Source organism: Maritimibacter sp. 55A14 (genome assembly GCF_003122205.1).
Classification (GTDB): domain Bacteria; phylum Pseudomonadota; class Alphaproteobacteria; order Rhodobacterales; family Rhodobacteraceae; genus QEYE01.
On record NZ_QEYE01000025.1, the window covers coordinates 17,383 to 35,071 of the forward strand.

The 17,689-nt window shown below is 60.6% G+C and carries 18 protein-coding genes and 1 pseudogene; 9 read left to right on the forward strand and 10 right to left on the reverse strand.

Translation table 11 applies throughout. From position 1 onward, the window contains the following. Window positions 1-392: 392 nt before the first annotated feature. A complete protein-coding gene (locus DDZ14_RS16685) occupies window positions 393-1,028 on the forward strand; it encodes a hypothetical protein (protein ID WP_109426115.1) in 636 nt (211 codons plus the stop codon). A 641-nt stretch (window positions 1,029-1,669) separates the two neighbouring features. On the opposite strand, the gene DDZ14_RS16690 is transcribed toward DDZ14_RS16685, so the two are convergent. Continuing rightward, window positions 1,670-2,566: a LysR family transcriptional regulator gene (locus tag DDZ14_RS16690; protein WP_109426116.1), complete on the reverse strand. Its 897-nt coding sequence runs from the start codon at window positions 2,564-2,566 to the stop codon at window positions 1,670-1,672. A gap of 140 nt (window positions 2,567-2,706) precedes the next feature. Between DDZ14_RS16690 and DDZ14_RS16695 the strand changes: the two genes are divergently transcribed. The 3 genes from DDZ14_RS16695 to DDZ14_RS16705 all read left to right on the forward strand — a co-directional run bounded on the left by DDZ14_RS16695 (window position 2,707) and on the right by DDZ14_RS16705 (window position 4,995). Beyond that, window positions 2,707-3,135: a DoxX family protein gene (locus DDZ14_RS16695; protein WP_109426117.1), complete on the forward strand. Its 429-nt coding sequence runs from the start codon at window positions 2,707-2,709 to the stop codon at window positions 3,133-3,135. Window positions 3,136-3,202: 67 nt separating this feature from the next. Further along, entirely contained in the window at window positions 3,203-4,027 is an 825-nt protein-coding gene (gene ygiD / locus DDZ14_RS16700) for a 4,5-DOPA dioxygenase extradiol (protein ID WP_109426118.1), read from the forward strand. Window positions 4,028-4,038: 11 nt separating this feature from the next. Next, entirely contained in the window at window positions 4,039-4,995 is a 957-nt protein-coding gene (locus tag DDZ14_RS16705; RefSeq protein WP_109426119.1) for a glutathione S-transferase family protein, read from the forward strand. Between the two features lie 136 nt (window positions 4,996-5,131). Here DDZ14_RS16705 and DDZ14_RS16710 read toward each other — a convergent pair whose 3' ends face one another. The 5 genes from DDZ14_RS16710 to DDZ14_RS16730 all read right to left on the reverse strand — a co-directional run bounded on the left by DDZ14_RS16710 (window position 5,132) and on the right by DDZ14_RS16730 (window position 9,727). Beyond that, window positions 5,132-5,860: an NAD(P)H-dependent oxidoreductase gene (locus DDZ14_RS16710; protein ID WP_109426120.1), complete on the reverse strand. Its 729-nt coding sequence runs from the start codon at window positions 5,858-5,860 to the stop codon at window positions 5,132-5,134. A gap of 11 nt (window positions 5,861-5,871) precedes the next feature. After that, window positions 5,872-7,143, reverse strand: a complete 1,272-nt coding sequence (locus DDZ14_RS16715; RefSeq protein ID WP_109426121.1) for a TRAP transporter large permease — start codon at window positions 7,141-7,143, stop codon at window positions 5,872-5,874. Further along, entirely contained in the window at window positions 7,143-7,637 is a 495-nt protein-coding gene (locus tag DDZ14_RS16720) for a TRAP transporter small permease (RefSeq protein ID WP_158275550.1), read from the reverse strand. Before DDZ14_RS16720 ends, DDZ14_RS16715 begins: the two co-directional genes overlap by 1 nt. Window positions 7,638-7,772: 135 nt before the next feature. Further along, window positions 7,773-8,768: a TRAP transporter substrate-binding protein gene (locus DDZ14_RS16725; RefSeq protein WP_109426123.1), complete on the reverse strand. Its 996-nt coding sequence runs from the start codon at window positions 8,766-8,768 to the stop codon at window positions 7,773-7,775. A gap of 59 nt (window positions 8,769-8,827) precedes the next feature. Next, window positions 8,828-9,727: a hypothetical protein gene (locus DDZ14_RS16730; protein WP_109426124.1), complete on the reverse strand. Its 900-nt coding sequence runs from the start codon at window positions 9,725-9,727 to the stop codon at window positions 8,828-8,830. A gap of 143 nt (window positions 9,728-9,870) precedes the next feature. On the opposite strand from DDZ14_RS16730, the gene DDZ14_RS16735 reads away from it, so the two are divergent. The 5 genes and pseudogenes from DDZ14_RS16735 (at window position 9,871) to DDZ14_RS16750 (ending at window position 14,533) form a co-directional block, all read left to right on the forward strand. Further along, window positions 9,871-10,653, forward strand: a complete 783-nt coding sequence (locus tag DDZ14_RS16735) for an IclR family transcriptional regulator (protein ID WP_109426125.1) — start codon at window positions 9,871-9,873, stop codon at window positions 10,651-10,653. 184 nt (window positions 10,654-10,837) lie between these two features. Beyond that, window positions 10,838-11,758: a DUF6282 family protein gene (locus tag DDZ14_RS16740; RefSeq protein ID WP_109426126.1), complete on the forward strand. Its 921-nt coding sequence runs from the start codon at window positions 10,838-10,840 to the stop codon at window positions 11,756-11,758. A 32-nt stretch (window positions 11,759-11,790) separates the two neighbouring features. Then, entirely contained in the window at window positions 11,791-12,543 is a 753-nt protein-coding gene (locus DDZ14_RS16745; RefSeq protein ID WP_109426127.1) for an HpcH/HpaI aldolase/citrate lyase family protein, read from the forward strand. A gap of 173 nt (window positions 12,544-12,716) precedes the next feature. Further along, window positions 12,717-12,854, forward strand: a pseudogene (locus DDZ14_RS20285) (IS3 family transposase); the annotation flags it as partial. Between the two features lie 851 nt (window positions 12,855-13,705). Further along, a complete protein-coding gene (locus tag DDZ14_RS16750; RefSeq protein ID WP_158275551.1) occupies window positions 13,706-14,533 on the forward strand; it encodes a DUF1194 domain-containing protein in 828 nt (275 codons plus the stop codon). 248 nt (window positions 14,534-14,781) lie between these two features. Here DDZ14_RS16750 and DDZ14_RS16755 read toward each other — a convergent pair whose 3' ends face one another. The 4 genes from DDZ14_RS16755 to DDZ14_RS16770 form a co-directional block, all read right to left on the reverse strand. Next, window positions 14,782-15,393, reverse strand: a complete 612-nt coding sequence (locus DDZ14_RS16755) for a DNA-3-methyladenine glycosylase I (RefSeq protein ID WP_109426129.1) — start codon at window positions 15,391-15,393, stop codon at window positions 14,782-14,784. A gap of 49 nt (window positions 15,394-15,442) precedes the next feature. Beyond that, window positions 15,443-16,090 (reverse strand): FMN-dependent NADH-azoreductase, encoded by a 648-nt coding sequence (locus tag DDZ14_RS16760; protein WP_109426130.1) that lies wholly within the window; start codon window positions 16,088-16,090, stop codon window positions 15,443-15,445. A gap of 85 nt (window positions 16,091-16,175) precedes the next feature. Next, on the reverse strand, window positions 16,176-17,156 hold the full coding sequence (locus DDZ14_RS16765) for a cyclase family protein (protein ID WP_109426150.1): 981 nt from the start codon (window positions 17,154-17,156) through the stop codon (window positions 16,176-16,178). A gap of 230 nt (window positions 17,157-17,386) precedes the next feature. Beyond that, a complete protein-coding gene (locus DDZ14_RS16770) occupies window positions 17,387-17,674 on the reverse strand; it encodes a YciI family protein (RefSeq protein WP_109426131.1) in 288 nt (95 codons plus the stop codon). Window positions 17,675-17,689: the final 15 nt, after the last annotated feature.

Sequence of the window (17,689 nt, forward strand, 5' to 3'; positions counted from 1 at the left end):
GGAGCCTCCCCTCTATAAGGATGGACATCCTTGGTGGATTTCTACCGAGGCTATGCACCCTATACACCGCCACCTGCCCTAGGACTTCGTGCAACCGCTGCCGCTCCGCGAATGTCTCGCTGATGCACGCTTTACGTCGCCTTTGAACATGCTCCCAGCTCGTACCGGCAAGAACATTCCCTTTTGTTGGCAAACATTTCCCGCACCTTGGACATTGCAAGCAGAGCACCTGACCCTATCTCGATCGGACGAACAAATCACAGCGGACAGGCAGGTGCGATGACGACCAAGGGGACGGGCATTCAAGGGACGGCGCGCCGTGGGTCCCCATCTCGTGATGATATCTACACGCTCATGGCAGATGCGCGTCCAATCCGGGCTGGAACCGGAGCATGAGACTTGCGAAAGAGGCGACCCGCGTCGCGAAGGACATCCAGATCGACCTCCAGGCAGGGAGACGCGTCAAGGATATCGGGGATGCAAACCGCATCGCGTTTCTGAGTGCCGAGCTGACGTCCGAGTTGCTCGCCGATGACCATCCGGATGCGATCTACGCGTTTTCTGTCCGGCTTGGGCCCGAACGCCTCGGAAAATACACCGACAGCGATGGGAACGTAGATTCCCATGCGCTTAGAAAGGAACTGGCAAGGACGCTGAAGCGGAACCTGCAACGTAACACGGATGAAGACATTGCCGGTATCCATTGGAATGTCCTCGAACTCCAAAGCCGGGACGGAAGCGAGCTCAACCCGTGTCTCCGAGGCATGGTGGCATTCCGGCCTGAATACGAAACACGGGTGATATCTGCCTTCCAGAGTTTCGGCACGTTCCGCTCACAACCAGGCCAGCCCGTCAGGTTCGAGCTGATCAGTACACCTGCAGATGCATTGAGATGGGCGGTGCACGCCATGAATGCCGGCGCGAAAAGCTACAGGTCCAGGGAAGCCATAGAGTGCACAAGCATGCTCTGGAGCGCTGCCTGCAGGAGAATATCCGGCACATCTGATCCGTGGATTACGGGGCTGTAGTCTCCATGCCGATGTCATCGATATGCGCGCGCCCGCCGAGATCATGTGACGCGATCACCTTTCCGACAAGAGGATCAAGGATGGGCAGCGAAGGCGAAAAGCCGGTGCCATGCGGACCCGAACCATAGCCGCGCTCGACGGCGTCCGTCGAACGATCTCGGGGTCCATCAAGGATCGCAGAACGCCGCCTTTTCCGGTCGATACTGCCGGCCTGTCCTGCGATGACCGACAGGCACGCCCTGACCGCCCCTGTACGGCGCACTGAGCGGCGTTAAGGGGTTGCCGGGACCGTGACGAGCCAAAATACGCAGCGCCGCTCTGTGGCGCGAATCCGAAGCCATTCCGGGATGCTGGAGACAACCACAGATGACGAACAGTTCGCATGAAACCTTCCCGCTGAAGTTCGGGGAATCTTTCGACTGGCCCTCCGACTTGGAACCACCGGAATGTGGATATCGACCGTTCGCTGCCAATGTCACGAGGTTCGGCCATTGTAACGTTGACGCAAGCTATTTCGGCGAAGAATGAGCTAACGCTCCGATCGAAAATGACTGACGCCCACGCTCACGTCACAATCTAAACGGCAACGCAAAGATCCACGAATTTCGATATCATAGTCTTCGGCCGGCCGGATCGAGGCTTCAAACGATCTGCGCCGCGCGGATGTCATGCGTGGCGAAGTCGATGAGGGCGCGGGTCTTGCGCGGGAGGGCCCGGCCTTCGAGGTAGATCGCGCTGACAGGACTGTGCTCGCACTGGTAGCCGGGGAACAGCTCCACGAGACGCCCGCTTTCCAGCGCCTTTGCCGCCGCGAACCTGGGGGAGTAGGCGATGCCGTGCCCATCGGTGGCAAGGTCGCATGCCGCCTGCGCCGAATTGACGTGAAAGCGTCCGGCCACTGTGACCGGCAGTTCCTTGCCGTCCCGGAACAACGTCCAGCGCCGGGGACTGCGCCGGTTTGTATCGACGATACAGGCATGGTGAGAAAGATCCTCGGGCATTTCGGGCGCCCCGATTTCGGCCAGGTAGTCTGGACTGGCTGTTATGACGCTCTCGAAACTGCCGAGCTTGCGCCCCTTGATCGAAAGCGTGTCGGTCACACCAATCCGAAACGCCAGGTCGATGCCTTCAGAAGCGAGGTCGACATAGCGATCGCTCAGCCGCAGATCGATGGAGAGGTTCGGATGTTGGGAGGCGAAACGCCCCAGCATCCTGGCGACATAAAGCTCTCCGAACGTGACCGGCGCCGAGATTCGGATCACCCCGGAAAACCCCTGCGAGCCTTCCGAGACTTCGCTGAGAATATCGTCAAGATCATCGAGCAGCCCCGGCGCGCGAGCCAGCAGATCTTCACCCACAGAAGTTAGCCCCACCTTGCGGGTGGTCCGTTGGAACAGCCGGACGCCGAGGTGAGCTTCCAGTTCAGCCACGTATTTGGATGTCAGGCGGTTGGACACGCCCAACTGGTCCGCGGCCGCCGTGAAGGAGCCGGTCTGCGCGGTGGCGACAAAGGCTTTGAGCTGGTCGACGATATCCATGGTGCCGTCATATTAGGAACAAAACATGGGCAGTCATTCCATATCTTCATCATTTCATGGATTGAGTGCAAGGCGTAAGTTCCTTTCAGAACAAACACGGGGCCAAGCGACACGCCGCCCCGCCATCAAAGGAACATACCATGACGCATATCCACGACACTTCCGCCGACTATGCCGGCTTCATCCTGCGCGTCGGCAGCGGCGCCCTCTTCATCGCCCACGGGCTGTTGAAAGTTCTCGTATTCACCGTTCCGGGCACAGTGGGCTATTTCGAAAGCCTTGGCCTGCCCGGTATCTTCGCCTACCTGACCATCCTCGCGGAACTGGGCGGCGGCGCTGCGCTGATCCTCGGTGTGGGGGTGCGCGCGGTTTCCCTCGCGCTGATTCCGGTGCTTCTTGGGGCGACATGGGCGCATTCGGGCAATGGCTGGAGCTTTTCCGGCGAGGGCGGCGGCTGGGAATTCCCCGCGTTCTGGACCCTCGTTCAGGTTTCGATCGCGCTGCTGGGGGCCGGTGCCTACGCGGTAAAACTCCCGATCCTCGAACGCCACCTCGGCAAATTCGCCTGACCGGAAACGGCTCAAACTCGGCGGGGCGCCACGATGGTCGCCCCGCTTTCTTTCGAGGAACATCGACATGAGCAGCGCACAAGCCCTTCGCGACCTGCATGACAGCCTGCCCGGCAGCGACCGCATGCCGCTGGTCTTTCTGGGCCATGGCAGCCCGATGAACGCCATAGAGGATACCGGTTTCAGCCGGGCGTGGACGCAGCTGGGCCGCAGCTTGCCTCGGCCGCAGGCCATCCTCGTGGTGTCGGCCCACTGGATGACGCGGGGCTCAACGCTGGTGAACGTATCGGAGATGCCACGCACCATTCATGACTTTTCTGGCTTTCCTGACGCGCTCTACTCAGAGCAGTACCCCGCCCATGGCGCGCCCGCGCTGGCGCGCGACGTCGTCGCGCTTCTGGCCAGCCACCGCGCCGCCGAAGACGACACATGGGGGCTGGACCATGGCGCGTGGACGGTTCTGAAGTTCCTCTACCCGGAGGCGGATGTACCAGTGTTCCAGATCTCGATTGATATGACGCAGGACCTGCCGTGCCAGCTTGAGATCGGCGAGGCGCTTTCGGCCCTGCGGGATCGCGGAGTGCTGATCCTGGGTTCCGGCAACGTGGTGCACAACCTGCGCGCCATGCAGTTCGGCGGCGCGCCACTGGACTTCGCCGTGGAGTTCGACACGCTCTTCGCCGACCGACTGATCGAAAGAGATTTCAGCGGACTGGCGGATCGGCAGGGACTGGGCGGCCTCCTGACAATGGCGCACCCCACTGTGGATCATTACCTGCCTGCGCTGACCATCGCAGGAGCGTCGGACGCCAAGGATTCGCTGACTTTCATGACCGACGAGATCGATCTCGGATCCGTTTCGATGCGGTCCTTCATGTTTCACGCTGCCTGAGGAGAAATAGAATGTTAGTGGACGGCAAATGGGTGGAGAATTGGCAGCCGGTGCAGAAGGCTGACGAGAAGGGGAATTTCATTCGTCAGGTATCCTCTTTCCGTAACTGGATCACTCCTGATGGTCGCCCGGGCCCAAGCGGCGATGGCGGCTTCGAAGCGGAGGCCGGTCGCTATCGGCTTTATGTCGCGCTGATATGTCCCTGGGCGTCGCGCACCTTGATGGCGCGTAAGCTCAAGGGTCTGGAGGAATTGATCGAGGTTGTGGTGGTCAATCCCGCGCTTAGCGATCAGGGCTGGCAATTCGGCGGCTATGAAGGCGCGGACGACGACCCGCTGATGGGCGCGCGCTACATGCATGAGATCTACACCCGCGCCGACCCGCATTTCACCGGCCGCGCCACCGTTCCGGTGCTCTGGGACAAGAAGCGCGACGTCATGGTGAACAACGAAAGCGCCGACATCCTGCGCATGTTGGACACCGCCTTCGAGCCCATCGCGCCCAGCGATCTGCGACTCTACCCTGACGCATTGGCGGACGACATAGACAGCCTCAACGCCCGCATTTACACTATGCTCAACAACGGGGTCTATCGCGCCGGTTTCGCGTCATCGCAGGAGGCCTATGACGAGGCGGTCTCGGACGTGTTTGCCATGCTCGACGAGCTCGAGGCGAGATTGACCGGGGACTACCTGTTCGGCGACCAGTTGACCGAAACCGACATACGCACCTTCGTGACCCTGATCCGGTTCGATGCCGCCTATCACGGGCTGTTCAAGACCAACCGCAGACAGATTGCAGACTACCCGCGCCTCTCGGACTATATGCGTCGCATTTACCGGCTGCATGGTGTCGCCGAGACTGTGAACATGGACCACATCACGCGGGGGTATTACTCGATCAAGGCCCTTAACCCTACTGGCATCGTTCCAGCTGGCCCCGAACATATCAAGGTGCTTACGGAGTAGGCTTGCCAAAGGCCGCTGGGCAAAGGATTGATACCGGTTTGCACTCGGTCATAGGAAAACCGTGAACTTGCCTGACGACGTTTCGGCGAGGTCTGCACTCCCATTGTTAATGTGATCTATCGCAAGTCCATCTGTTTCAGTCTCGACGGCCCCAAGCACCTTCCGGCACCTCGTCAAGAGCAGTCCACCAGGCATCCGTGCGCTCGACCGGGCGCGAGGCCAAGTCGAGTGCCGCTTGCGCGACTGCATCGATGTAGCCTTGACGGATTTCCGGCGTCGTTCTCGGCACGCCGAATGCCACGCAGGGCTCGGCGACATCGAAACCCATGTATTCCAGAACGAGCCGCCGCATCGGCATGAGGAGCGGGTCGATCGGGCCGTATACGCCTTCGTCGGAGAACCGTTCCGGAGTTCCGCCGGTCGTCACGCTGAGCATCGCCTGGCGCCCCTTGAGCACACCGGTCGCGAAACGCCGACCGTCCACGTAGGCGAAGCCGTAGCTCAGGACCCTGTCTACCCACCCCTTGAGCAGCGCCGGCGGGCCGCCCCACCAGATCGGGAACTGCAAGATCAAATTGTCGGCCTCCGCCACGCGTGCCTGTTCGCGGGCGATATCCGACGCGAACAGGCCGTAGCGTGTAGCGTTGGCTTGCTCGGCCTGCACGTGGAAACGGCTTTCGTCGGCCCGGACGGTGACGTCAGCGGGGCCGACATCCGCGCGAAATCCCTCCTTTGCAAGATCAGAAATCGTTACCCGATGCCCTGCCACACGCAGGGCGTCTGCGGCCCCTAGCGCGAGAGCATGGTTGAACGAATGCGGGTCGGGATGAGCAACCACGATGAGCACGTTGCGCGTATCGGACATCCTATGCGCCTTCAGAACAGGTGGCGGGGGATGAACAGCGTAGCCTGCGGAACCAGCGCGATAAGCGCCAGGACCAGAAGGCAAATGCCCACAAGCGGCAGCGCTTCGCGGATCACCCGGGTCACGGGCTCGCCGGAAATGGCCGAGGCGATGAATAGCAGGATCCCGACCGGGGGCGTGGCCATCCCGATCACCACGTTCAGTACCACGACCGTTCCAAACTGAACCGGATCCATCTCGATCAGCGCCTGGAATTTCAGTAGAATCGGCATCGTTAGGATCAGGATCGAGATCGGCTCGAGAAACATGCCCAGAAGCAGCAGGAAGATGTTGAGCAACAGTAGGATGATCCAGGGATTTTCGGTGATCGACAGCATCAGCTCCGCGATCAGGGTAGGCACCTGTTCAAGCGTGAAGACGAAGGAAACGATGCTCGCCATCGAAGTGATGAACAGGATCGAGGCGGAGACCAGCGCGGTGGCGATCAGCGCCTCCCAGACCCGCTTCACGGTGAGATCCCGGTAGATAAATCCGATCAGCAGGGCATAGGCGACCGCAACAGCTGCGGCCTCCGTTGGAGTGAAGATGCCCGCTTTGATGCCGACGAGGATAATCAGCGGAAGGATCAGTGCCGGCAGCGTCCGCCGGGTTGCCAAGAGCCGGGCTCGCGCTCCCATCTTCTCGGTGATCGGGAAGCCCTCGCGCTTGGCTCTCCAGGTGGCGTAGACCAAGAGGCCCGTGGCAATTCCGATGCCGGGCACTACCCCCGCCAGGAAAAGCTGACCGATCGATGCGCCGGACAGCACGCCGTAGATGATCATGGTAATGGAGGGCGGGATAATCGGCCCCATCACCGAACTGACCGCGATCAGCGCGGCGGCATAGGCCGGCGGCATGCCCTGGCGCGACATTGTGGGGATCAGAATGGTGCCGAGCGCCGAGGCCTCCGCCGTGGCGCTGCCAGAGATACCGGCGAAGAAGCCTGAGGACAGGATCGAGACCGATGACATCCCGCCCCGGCGGTGCCCGACCATGGCGCGCGCGAACGTCACGATGCGTTCGGTCACGCCGCCGACGTTCATCAGTGTGCCAGCCAGAAGGAAGAGCGGGATGGTCAGCAGGACGAACTGGTCGATGCCAGCCATCATGCGCTGTGGCAACATCAGCGCCATCATGCCGTTGCCGGACAGGTACAGATAGGCGGTGCCTCCGATCCCGAGCGCCAGCGCGATAGGGATGCCCGAGGCCAAGAGGCCAGCGAAGACGAGGAAAAAGCTACCCATCAGGAATCGGCCTCCGTGGTATCGGGGGGCGCTGGCGCCGCGTTGTTCAGAAGCTGCGGGCGGAAGGTGACGACAAGATCGGCGATCACGTGCAGAGCCATCAGGACGAAACCCACCGTAACCGAAACATAGATATAGCGAATCGAGAGGCCCAGCGCGTTGCCGGTCAGGGCGGACCAGATGAAGTCCAGCGCGGGGATAGTCTGGTTGTCGAACCGCGAAGAGAAATCAAAGCCGTACCAAGACAGCAGTCCCAGAAAGGCGAGGATCGGAACCGACATAGCCGCTCGGAGAATCCACTGCCCGCGCGGTGGCAATGCTGAAGGCAGGAAATCGAGCGCCACCAGCTCGCCCCGGGAATAGGCCATCCCGAGCACCAGGAAGGTTTGCCAGATCAGCAGGTAGCGGCAAAGTTCTTCAGCCCAGATCAGGCTATCGCCCATCACATAGCGGGCGAAGACCTGTACGACCATGATACCCACGATCAGCGCCATTGACACCCCGGCAAGGGTACGGATGACGCGGACATATCCGCGGGTCAAAGACGTCACGATTTTATTGGCAGAGGGTGTCAACATGGAAATGCAATGTCCGCCGCGCCGGTGGTTTCAGCGCGGCGGCCAATGTCCTCAAGTGCCCGTCGCCGCGGCGACAAACTCGGCGATCAGCGGATCTTGCTGGCTATACTCGGCATTGACCGAAGCGACGGTCTCGCGCACGGCGGCGGCGTCTTCCAATGGAGCGATCTCGACGCCCTTGGCAATCAGCTCTTCGCGGCCGGTAAGATCCTGCTCCTTGGCATAGCCAAGGGCCTCGCCGGTTGCGCGTCTGCCCGCTTCCTGGACGGCGTCCTGTTCTTCTTCGCTCAACGTGTCCCAGAAACCGTCGGACATGACCAGCGACATGTGCCACGGGTAATGGCCCGTCAGGGTAAAGTGCTTGCCGATCTCCCAAAGGTTCTCACCCAGCATCGAGGAGACGTTGATTTCGACCGCGTCGATCACGCCGGTTTCCAGAGCTCCGTAGATCTCGCCATACGGCATGCCGACCGGGGCTGTGCCAATCGCCTCCCAGATTGCCTTGTGCAGCGGAACCGGGACTATGCGGGTCTTGAGCCCTGCGAAGTCGTCGAGAGTGGTTACCTGGTTCTTCACCGACAGGAAGTTGCGCTGTCCCCCATCGATCAGTGACAGGCCGACCAAACCCGCGGGACGCAAATCGTCGAGAATCTGCTGCCCGATTTCGCTCTGTGCAAGCTCCCCGAAGTGGTCGTAATCGCGCACAAGGAACGGAAGCTGCCAAGCGTTCATCGCAGGGCGCCCGGTGACAAGCGGAAGAAGTACGCCCGACGCAGTGCACATTTCAAGCGACCCGGCAATCGTGGCCTCGAGCACCTGTTTGTCGTCGCCGAGCTGGCGGTTGGGAAATATCTGGACGTTGAAACCGCCCGGCAACATTTCTTCCAATGCTGCGGCAAAGGACGTGCATTGGATATGCCCAGGATGGACCTCGTTTGCCGCGTGGGCGAGGCGGATGCTCTTGCCGGCGGCCCGGGCAACATACGGCATGGCCAGTGAAACGGTCATCGCGGCACTGGTGTGAAGCAGGGTTCTTCTGGTGATCATCTTGGTTCTTCCTCCTAAGATATGATGTGAGGCGGTGTGCGCGTGAAATGATCTGCCCGTCAGTCGGGCATAGGGTAGTCATGTGCGTTCAGTACCCAGCCGGGCTTGCTGGAAAAGTCCTCCCGGGGCGGGCCGAAGATATCGACGAGAAGGTTGCTGCCGGTTCCGGTCGCGCGCGTCGTGTGAATAACCGGCGGCGGGATGACCAGCATCGAAGGCGCGCCCATTTCGAGCGCCTGATCTTCGCGCCAATCCGCCATGTCACTTGTCCACTGCCAGCGCAGGTAGTGCGTGAACTCGCCAGTCAGCGCCAGCGAGCCTTGCTCGAAGTCATCATGGTGATGTGGGGACATCTTTGACGGATCGCGCGGGCCTTCGAACGGATCGAGCACATTTACCATCAGAGTTGTGCAACGGAAGATCCGGCCGAAGCGTCCATCTTCCTTCGGCACGTTGAGCGAGTAGGTCCGGATTTTCCAGCCATCCACCGGATCGGGCCACGGTCGGAACTCCGGGATATGTCGGCGAGGCTGGTCATACCCGCGGGCATTACCGCAGCCCTCGCACAGATCTTTGCTGGCTGTCGAAAACAGCCGGACAAGCACACCGCCCTCGGGCATCGTCACGACGCTATCGCCCGGCGGAACGAAGGCGATGGAGAAGCCGGGGACGGCCTCCGTTGTCCCGTTCCACGTGATCTCGGCTCCCGTTTCGGGCAGCAGAACGCAATACTCGTCGGACTGGTCTTCACGGGTGAACGTCGCGCCTGCTTCAGCCTGCGTATAGCAGACAAGGAAGTTGTGCCCGCGATGCAGCCAGCTTTGGCCGTTGGCGTCATCGACCTGCGGGGCGGTCTCGTAAAAACATGCGACCTGCGGCTCTGCGATCAGGCCGGTCTGCGCCAGCACGCCCGGATTGGACGAGGCGAGCGACGCGCGCGGATCGGTCTTGTCGTACATGCGTATCCCTTCCGAGTTTGTTCCGCACAGCATAACACTGTTCTTGCAAACGGAACATAGAAGTGGGATGATCGTTTTGTCAAGTATCGTATTCTTTAGCTGCCAATCCTCTTGCACGGCGGCGAAACAACAGGGAAAAGCGGATGATGAAACCCGATAGCACCAACAAGAAGGATACGATCCAGAGCGTTGCCTTGGCTCTGCAAGTTCTCGAGACCCTTGCGGACACTTCAGGGGACATGGGTGTAACGGCGCTCGCATCTGCGCTCGGCACGACGAAGAGCCGGATCCATCGCCATCTACAGACGCTCGTTTCGTTGGGCTATATCTCGAGAAACCCCCAGACAGAACGCTATCGGATCGGGACGCGGCTGATTGCATTGGGACAGGCGGCCTCCGGTTTTACTGATCTCACTTCGGTCGCTCAGCCTCACTTGCGCACGCTACGCGACAGGACCGGTCAGGCGGTCAGCCTTGGTGATATCGAATCAAACGGCATTCGGATCCTGCAAACGCTGCATGGCAATATGGAGATAGAGGTCGGTGTCAGGCCAGGCTCGCTACTCGGCTTCTGTACTTCGGCGCAGGGCAAGGTTGCGCTCGCCAGTATGACTGACGAGAAGATGCAATCGCTAATCCCTGAGAAGATTCAAGCGGCGACAAAATACACGATCACCGACCGCGACGAACTGATCTCGCACGTAGGCGAGATTGCCAAGCGTGGCTGGGCGACTGCACCTAATGAAACACTGCTGGGCCTCAACGCGCTGGCCTGTCCGATCTTTAATTCGGAGGGCGAGCCAGTCGCAACGATCGCGCTCGTCAGCCTGACGCAGCACATCGAAACACCGCCGCAGCCGGAACAGGTCGATGCCGTGCGCGAGGCCGCCGCACAGATATCGCGCGAACTGGGCTACACGCCCTGACCTGAGCAGGCTCATCACAAGCTGTCCTCGCCTGGCTGCGCCCCCGTCATTTCCATGCCGGCAGAAGAGGCGTGTCTTGACATGTCGGAGAAACGAAAATAGTGAGAGGCTGTTCCGTTCAGTGGAACAATGGTTTGCGTAGCGTAACACGCTTGGATAATCGGGCAGCCTGGGAGAAAGCGAAATGACATCCATTGAAACCATCGAACGCGACGAAGCCGACCGGATCAGCGAGATTCTCAAGGGCGCGGTCGATCCGCATGTCCACAGCGGCCCCTCGATTGCGCCGCGCGCCATCGACCATCTCAACCTTACCAAAACGCTGTCGAATGCCGGCTTTGCCGCTGTCGTTACCAAGGATCATGACTATTCTGGCGTGATGTGTGCCCAATTGATCCGGGATCATTACCCTGATCTGACCACGCAGCTCTTCTCGGGCATTGTGCTCAACAACGTGGTGGGTGGAATCAATCCCCATGCCGCGGAACATACGGCGGCGATGGACGGACGAATCGTCTGGTTGCCGACACTGGCCGCGGAAAACCACCTCGAGTGGGAAAAGAACTCGGGCTGGACGCACCCGGCCTCGACCCAGAAGATACGGCCCGCGTCGCCGGTGCCGCTCTTTTCGGATGGCGAGCTGCGCCCGGAGGTGCTCGACCTGCTCGATGTCATGGCCGCGACCGGCATGGCGCTGGCAAGTGGCCATATCCACGCCTCGGAAACCAGGAGAGTGTTCGTCGAGGCACGCAAACGCGGCGTCGAGCGCCTGATATTCACCCACCCGGAAGACATCGTCGGCGGTACGCTTGAGGATGCCAAGGCACTGGCCGACATGGGCGTCTATGTCGAGCACTCCCTGGCGTTCTTCGTCGAGGGTTCGAAGTTTCGCACCCGCACCCACGAGGAGCTGAGGGCACACATTGACGCCGTCGGGCCCGAGCGGACGATCCTGTGTTCCGACCTCGGCCAGGCCGGCACGCTGAGCCCACTTGAAGGCATGCGCCGTGGTGTCGCCACCTGCCTTTCCCTGGGGTATTCGGACGCGCAGATCCACAAGATGGTCGCCACCAACGCGGCGGCAGTCATCGGGCTGAACGCATGAGGGGAAACACGGGAAACGGAAAGGAACCCGGCATGGCGACGGACCTCAGAGCGCGCATCCACGCGGGCGATACGCTTGTGGGCACATTCATCAAGACGCCGGCGCCGCATATCGTCGAGATTCTTGGCCATTCTGGGCTCGACTTCGCGGTGATCGATCAGGAACACGCCCCGATCGGGCTGAGCCAGATGGACATGATGGCGCTGGCCGGAAAGGCTGTCGGCCTGCCTCTATTGTCGCGCCGCTGGGGTGCGCAAAGGGACTGGATTGCGCCGCTGCTCGACTTAGGCCTCACCGGTGTGATGGTGCCGCATGTACTCGACCAGACGGATGCTGAGGCGGTCTGCGACGCGGTGCGCTTCTCGCGCGGAAAACGCGGGCTGTCGCCATCGCCGCGGGCCGGCAATTACGGTGGGCTTAGCATCCCGGATTACCGCGAAATCTGCGATGCGCGCAGCGTGGTCATGCTGCAAATCGAAGATGAGAGTGCACTCGACCATCTTGACGAAATTGCAGCGATCAACGATATCGACATGCTTTTTGTCGGCCCAGCCGACCTTTCTCAATCCATGGGCGTAGCGATGCCATCCCCGGAGCTTGATGCGGCCATTGGGCGCGTCATCGCGGCGGGACAGAAAGCCGGCGTCGCCGTGGGCCTTTTCGTCGGCGATCCCGCGCAGATCCCCGTATGGCGCGAACGTGGCGTCACCCTATTCGTATGCGGCTCCGACCAGGCGCTCCTGCGCAAATCCGCGACGCAGCTTATGGCGACGGTTTCGCAGTAGGACACACCGGCATGGGCGGTCGGTTGGACACGGGCTCCGTCCCGTTCGGTAACCGAACGTCGTCGCTATCCATCGCTATCGAGGAAGTGAAGTTTCCATCAGCACCTATGTGACATCTGATTTGAATTCGTCACGGAGGGTTTCTGACTCATCGGAACCGCCTCGGAGTGGAGATGAGACAGAAACCCGGAACGCCCAAAGAACCTGCCGAAAAGGTCGTGAAGGACATTCTGGGGAAAACCAGGAAGCTGCCTTCGGCCGAAGAAAAGATCCGGATCGTCCCGAACCAAGGTCGGAGCCTCCCCTCTATAAGGATAGACGCCCTTGGGGGATTTATACCGAGGCTATGCACTCTATAGACCGCCACCGGCCTTAGGACTTCGTGCAACCGCTGCTGCTCCGCGAATGTCTCGTTGATGCACGCTGTACGTCTCCTTTGAGCATGTCCCGAGCTCGTACCGGCAAGAACATTCCCTTTTGTTGGCAAACATTTCCCGCACCCTGAGCATCGCACGCAGAGCACATAACCCTATCTCGGTCGGACCACCAACTTACAGTGGACAGGCAGGTGCGATGACACCCGGAGCGGCAGGCATTCAAGAGACAGCGCGGTTCGGTTCCCCATGTCGTGATGCTGTGCATACGCTCATAGAAGATGCGCGTCCGATCCGAGTTGGAACCCTGACATGATAATCGGACAGGAGGCGATCGGCGGATAAACCCTGCGTGCAACAGAATGTCGTCAAGCAGCAGAACTTCGTTCCGGGCCCGTATGGCAACACGACAGGACATGGTCGGTGCCATGACGGATTACGGTCAAATCGCTTTAGCCAAGATGTATGGGCACCGGCACGCCCGCCGCCTAAACAAGCACCTTGTCCGGGGCGCGAGACGAAGGCGCGCGACATCGCGGAAAGACGGGAGCGGGCGTCCCTGCGCGGGTCAATCATTATGGCCGCGTTTGACCGTGAAGCCAGAAAGATCCAGATACTCGGATGATCAAGCAGTAAACTTGGACCATTCGGCATTAAAGCGACAGGTGATTTGGGGTTCCTTGTCGCTGCACCGAAGCGGATGGAAAGGAGCCCTTCTGCCGCAGGGCTGCGGCGCCCCTACTCCGTGCGGATCGGGGGCGTTCCCATCGATCAAACAAGGAAGTCCGATGTCTCGTAAGCTCACCTTCGCCGCCGTTGCGCTGACCGCGCTCTGCGCCCTCAATCCCTGGCGTAGCGTTCGTGCAATGCGGACGGGACATTTCCTTGTCTTGATAAATTCCGCCGTGGTCGCACTTCTCACCGCTCCTGCCGCCTCGCAAGAACGAATGGAAGTGCATTTGGTGCTGGCCTTCGACGTCTCGGCAAGCGTCAATGACGTGGAGTTTAACTTGCAGCGCCAAGGCACCGCTTGGGCCCTGCGCACGAAATCGGTCGCCACCGCGATCGACGAAGCATCAGGCGGCGTGGCGGTCGCGGTCGTCCAGTGGTCCTCCATCAGCCGTCAGGCGCTGGGCCTCGACTGGGTCACCCTGCATACCTTGGACGACGCACTGAGTTACGCCGATTCAATCGAGGCCCTGCCCCGCCGCATTCCCGGTGGCGGCACCATGATCCATTCCGGCCTCGACTTCGCCGCGACCATGTTCGATACCGCGCCGGGCACCGCCATCCGGCAGGTGATCGACATCGTTGCCAACGGGCGCTCCGACGACCACGACAAGCTGCTGGCGTCCCGTGACCGGCTGCTGCGCCGGGGCATCGTGATCAATGGGCTCGCCATCGAAGAACACCGAGACGACCTGACCAGCTATTTTCACCGCTTCGTCATAGGCGGGCCGAGCGCCTTCGTCGTCACTGCGCAGGATTTCGAGGATTTCGGCACCGCCATGCAGATGAAGCTGTACCGCGAGGTTGCAGGCCCCGTGATTGCAGAACGTCCGTACAGAACAGTTGTCTTTGCCAATGCATGGAAAGGCTATGCGCGCCAGCAATGACGACCCGACCCTGCACCATGCGCGCAAGTGGTGGCTGGCCGCACGTGGTGGACCCCGCGGCCGCGGGCAGTGCCGTCACGGTGGGCAGGCTTCCCCGCACACGCGGGGATAGACCTTGGTCTGCGAGCACCTTGCCGAGCCGTTCCCGGGCTCCCTCGCAAATGCGCTGAACGGCCCTGGCGCGTCTAAGCCTACGACGTACGTTGGTCCAAGAGCCAACAGACAGCAGCGAACCCGGTAGCCCGCCTTCAATGATCCGGGCGCACGAAGTTCCTGCGGGCCCTTTCGACGTCGGACCTGATGGCGCAGGCTCTGACGTGATCGTTGATCAAACCGGTGGCTTGCATGAAAGCGTAGACCGTCGTTGGGCCGATGAATTTCCAGCCCCGCTTCTTGAGCTCCTTCGACAAGGCGATCGAGGTTGTCGAAGTCGAAACCGATTGTGGTTCAGGAAGCTCGCGCTCATCAGGCTCATAGCTCCAAAGGAATGCTGCAAGCGAGCCCTCGCGCTCGACAAGGTCCTGAGCACGCCTGGCGTTGTTGATGACCGCCTCGATTTTTCCCCGGTGACGAACGATACCCTCATCCCGCAGCAAGCGCGTGACGTCGGCTTCAGTAAACCGTGCGACCCGGTTGAAATCGAACCCATGAAAAGCACGTCGGAAGTTCTCGCGCTTGGCAAGGATGGTCCGCCAGCTCAAGCCTGACTGAAAGCCCTCCAGGCAAAGTTTCTCGAACAGGGCATGGTCATCAGCGACCGGAACCCCCCACTCGCCATCGTGATAGGCGAGAAACTCCGGCGCCACGCCGCACCATCGGCAACGCGGTTTCCCATCCGGCCCTTCAATCGTTTCACCCATATGTCCGGTTTCCTTTTCTCGTGGGTTCCAAGGCTGTCACGCGGGCCGTTCACGCGGCAGTAGAAGACGCAGCCACCCAATCGTTCGCCACAGCGTCGAGGTCCGCCATTGCTTTGGACAACGCTGCTTTTCGCGCAGTGTGATCGGCAAACTGCATGGGCTGCGCATCGACGAATTCCGGTTCCGACACGCCCATGAAGCCGAATGCGGCGCGCAGTGCGTGGGTCAGCGCGTCCATATGCGCCAACTGACCGCCGGGTCGAAGATCACCGCCCCGGCTGGTGATGAACAACACCTTGTGTCGATTGAGCTGCCCGATGTAGCGGCCATCATCTGTAACGACGTAGGTCACCCCCGCACGCACCAGGTTGTCAACGAATGCCTTGAAAGTCGAGGGTATGGTGAAGTTGTGCATCGGCATCGCGAACACAAGTGCGTCGGCGACCAAAACGCGGCGGCAAAGATCATCTGAGATTTTCAACTCGGCAACCATCTCGGGCGTCCGTTCGGCCGGTGGAGTGTAGATCGCCCGCGTGAACAACGCTGTCGGATGCGGGGGCGGTTCCGCCGCTACATCCAGGTAGTCGATCGAATGATCCGAGAGGCGGCCCGACAGCCGATCGAGAAAGTAGCGAGACAACATGCGCGAGTTCGAGTTCTCGCCCCTGGGGCTTGCGTCCACATGCAACAGTTTCAACGGTTCTCTCCGGGATTGCGGGATTGCGACTCTGCATTGTCATGGAACCGGGTGAGCATGCCGCCACCCGGTTCAACTGATGGGTTCAGCCGTCTCGCCGTATGGGAATCGCGACCGGGCGGATCGGAGAGCCGGTGGCTCCCCGCAGTTTCAGCGGAGTGGCCATGAACAGGAACTCGTAAACCTCATCCTCGGACAGCTCTTCGAGCCAGACGAGTTCCATGAACGACACGCCTTTTTCGGCCAGAAGATAGGAGTGGACCGGCGCGAAGTTCTCAGAGTTCCCGGACGGGAAGCTTTCCAAGCCGAAGTTGTCGGCGCCAAGAAGCATCGCCTGCTGCTCCTCGGCGAGCCACTGCGCCGCCTCCAGACTCAAACCCGACTGCTGGAACAGGGAAAGCTTTGTCTTGTCAGGCCAAAGGATCATCTGACCAGTCCGGACAAGGACGACATCACCCGGCGACAAGGTTGTTTCCTGCCTTGCGAGCGCTTGCTTCAGGTCCTCCACCGTTATTGAGTAGGACGGAGGGAGATGCTCCATGTCCTTGGATTGCGCGACATCGATCATCACCCCTCTGGCCACGATCGGCGGATACTTGTCTGCGCCCGATCTGGTCCAGCCGCGAACGCCGAGCGCGTCGTTGGCCGCGACGCCATTCCAGATTTCGCCGTGCAGGCCAAAATGGCTCAGCGCGTCGAGATGCGTGCCCGTATGAGTGTTCATCGATATTGCTTCGCTCGAGTGGGACAGCAATTCGTCACGGCCGCGCGCCGGCGTATGGGTCATCCACATCTGATAGGTCGGGTCGCCAAAGGCGGCGCTGCAGCAGTCCGGCATGCCGACAAAGAGGTCCACTGCCAGGTCGTACACCTTACCGGTGTCAACCTGCTTCAGGACGTCAAAACGGGAGTTTTCGGTCATCATGTTGAGCGTACCGATTTCATCCTCGGCGCCCCATGGACTCGTTCCCGCCACATTGGCGGGCTCGGCTAGAGTACCCGTGCCCACCGCCATGAGCACTGCAACGAGGCAAGCCCTTACCAAGTGTTCCGACAGTCTTTTCATAGTATTTTCTCCTTCTTTCAAGTGGTTGCTGCACTCGCCCATTCGGGACGGCTATCATGTCCTGACGGTTCACGCGGACGCAGAATTACCGTCACTGAATGGGTTTCACTCAGTGTCGTCATAGTTTGGCAACTTGGGTGGTACGTCGCTCCGGCGGCGCCCTCCGGCCTGATTGTTCTCAGAACTGGTACGACTGGCGCGATCAGATCAGCCCGATGAACAGACGTCGCTCAGCCAGATAGAAACTCCAGGTTCCTATCGGTCTTCTTCGGCGTGATCTCGAGTATCTCCGCGCGAACGACATCCTCCGAGACAAACGGGTCTTCGCTCACGCGCTTTCTGAGGTCCGGCAGCGACGTATTGTGCGCGATGATCGCGCCGCCGGCGTTCGGCTCAAGACTACCGGCCATGGAGAATACCCCATCGTTGAACCCGCGCTTGATCCATTCGTTGTGGCCGTCCATGAACTGGCCGGCCTGTGCCTTGTTGCCGGTGAATTTCAGCAGCACGATGAACATTGGTCGTTGTCTCCT

Bases quoted from the DNA above. Each gene is read 5' to 3' on its own strand.
- DDZ14_RS16685 (WP_109426115.1), top strand. From the start codon at position 393: ATGAGACTTGCGAAAGAGGCGACCCGCGTCGCGAAGGACATCCAGATC.
- DDZ14_RS16690 (WP_109426116.1), bottom strand. From the start codon at position 2,566: ATGGATATCGTCGACCAGCTCAAAGCCTTTGTCGCCACCGCGCAGACC.
- DDZ14_RS16695 (WP_109426117.1), top strand. From the start codon at position 2,707: ATGACGCATATCCACGACACTTCCGCCGACTATGCCGGCTTCATCCTG.
- ygiD (WP_109426118.1), top strand. From the start codon at position 3,203: ATGAGCAGCGCACAAGCCCTTCGCGACCTGCATGACAGCCTGCCCGGC.
- DDZ14_RS16705 (WP_109426119.1), top strand. From the start codon at position 4,039: ATGTTAGTGGACGGCAAATGGGTGGAGAATTGGCAGCCGGTGCAGAAG.
- DDZ14_RS16710 (WP_109426120.1), bottom strand. From the start codon at position 5,860: ATGTCCGATACGCGCAACGTGCTCATCGTGGTTGCTCATCCCGACCCG.
- DDZ14_RS16715 (WP_109426121.1), bottom strand. From the start codon at position 7,143: ATGGGTAGCTTTTTCCTCGTCTTCGCTGGCCTCTTGGCCTCGGGCATC.
- DDZ14_RS16720 (WP_158275550.1), bottom strand. From the start codon at position 7,637: ATGGCGCTGATCGTGGGTATCATGGTCGTACAGGTCTTCGCCCGCTAT.
- DDZ14_RS16725 (WP_109426123.1), bottom strand. From the start codon at position 8,768: ATGATCACCAGAAGAACCCTGCTTCACACCAGTGCCGCGATGACCGTT.
- DDZ14_RS16730 (WP_109426124.1), bottom strand. From the start codon at position 9,727: ATGTACGACAAGACCGATCCGCGCGCGTCGCTCGCCTCGTCCAATCCG.
- DDZ14_RS16735 (WP_109426125.1), top strand. From the start codon at position 9,871: ATGATGAAACCCGATAGCACCAACAAGAAGGATACGATCCAGAGCGTT.
- DDZ14_RS16740 (WP_109426126.1), top strand. From the start codon at position 10,838: ATGACATCCATTGAAACCATCGAACGCGACGAAGCCGACCGGATCAGC.
- DDZ14_RS16745 (WP_109426127.1), top strand. From the start codon at position 11,791: ATGGCGACGGACCTCAGAGCGCGCATCCACGCGGGCGATACGCTTGTG.
- DDZ14_RS16750 (WP_158275551.1), top strand. From the start codon at position 13,706: ATGTCTCGTAAGCTCACCTTCGCCGCCGTTGCGCTGACCGCGCTCTGC.
- DDZ14_RS16755 (WP_109426129.1), bottom strand. From the start codon at position 15,393: ATGGGTGAAACGATTGAAGGGCCGGATGGGAAACCGCGTTGCCGATGG.
- DDZ14_RS16765 (WP_109426150.1), bottom strand. From the start codon at position 17,156: ATGAAAAGACTGTCGGAACACTTGGTAAGGGCTTGCCTCGTTGCAGTG.
- DDZ14_RS16770 (WP_109426131.1), bottom strand. From the start codon at position 17,674: ATGTTCATCGTGCTGCTGAAATTCACCGGCAACAAGGCACAGGCCGGC.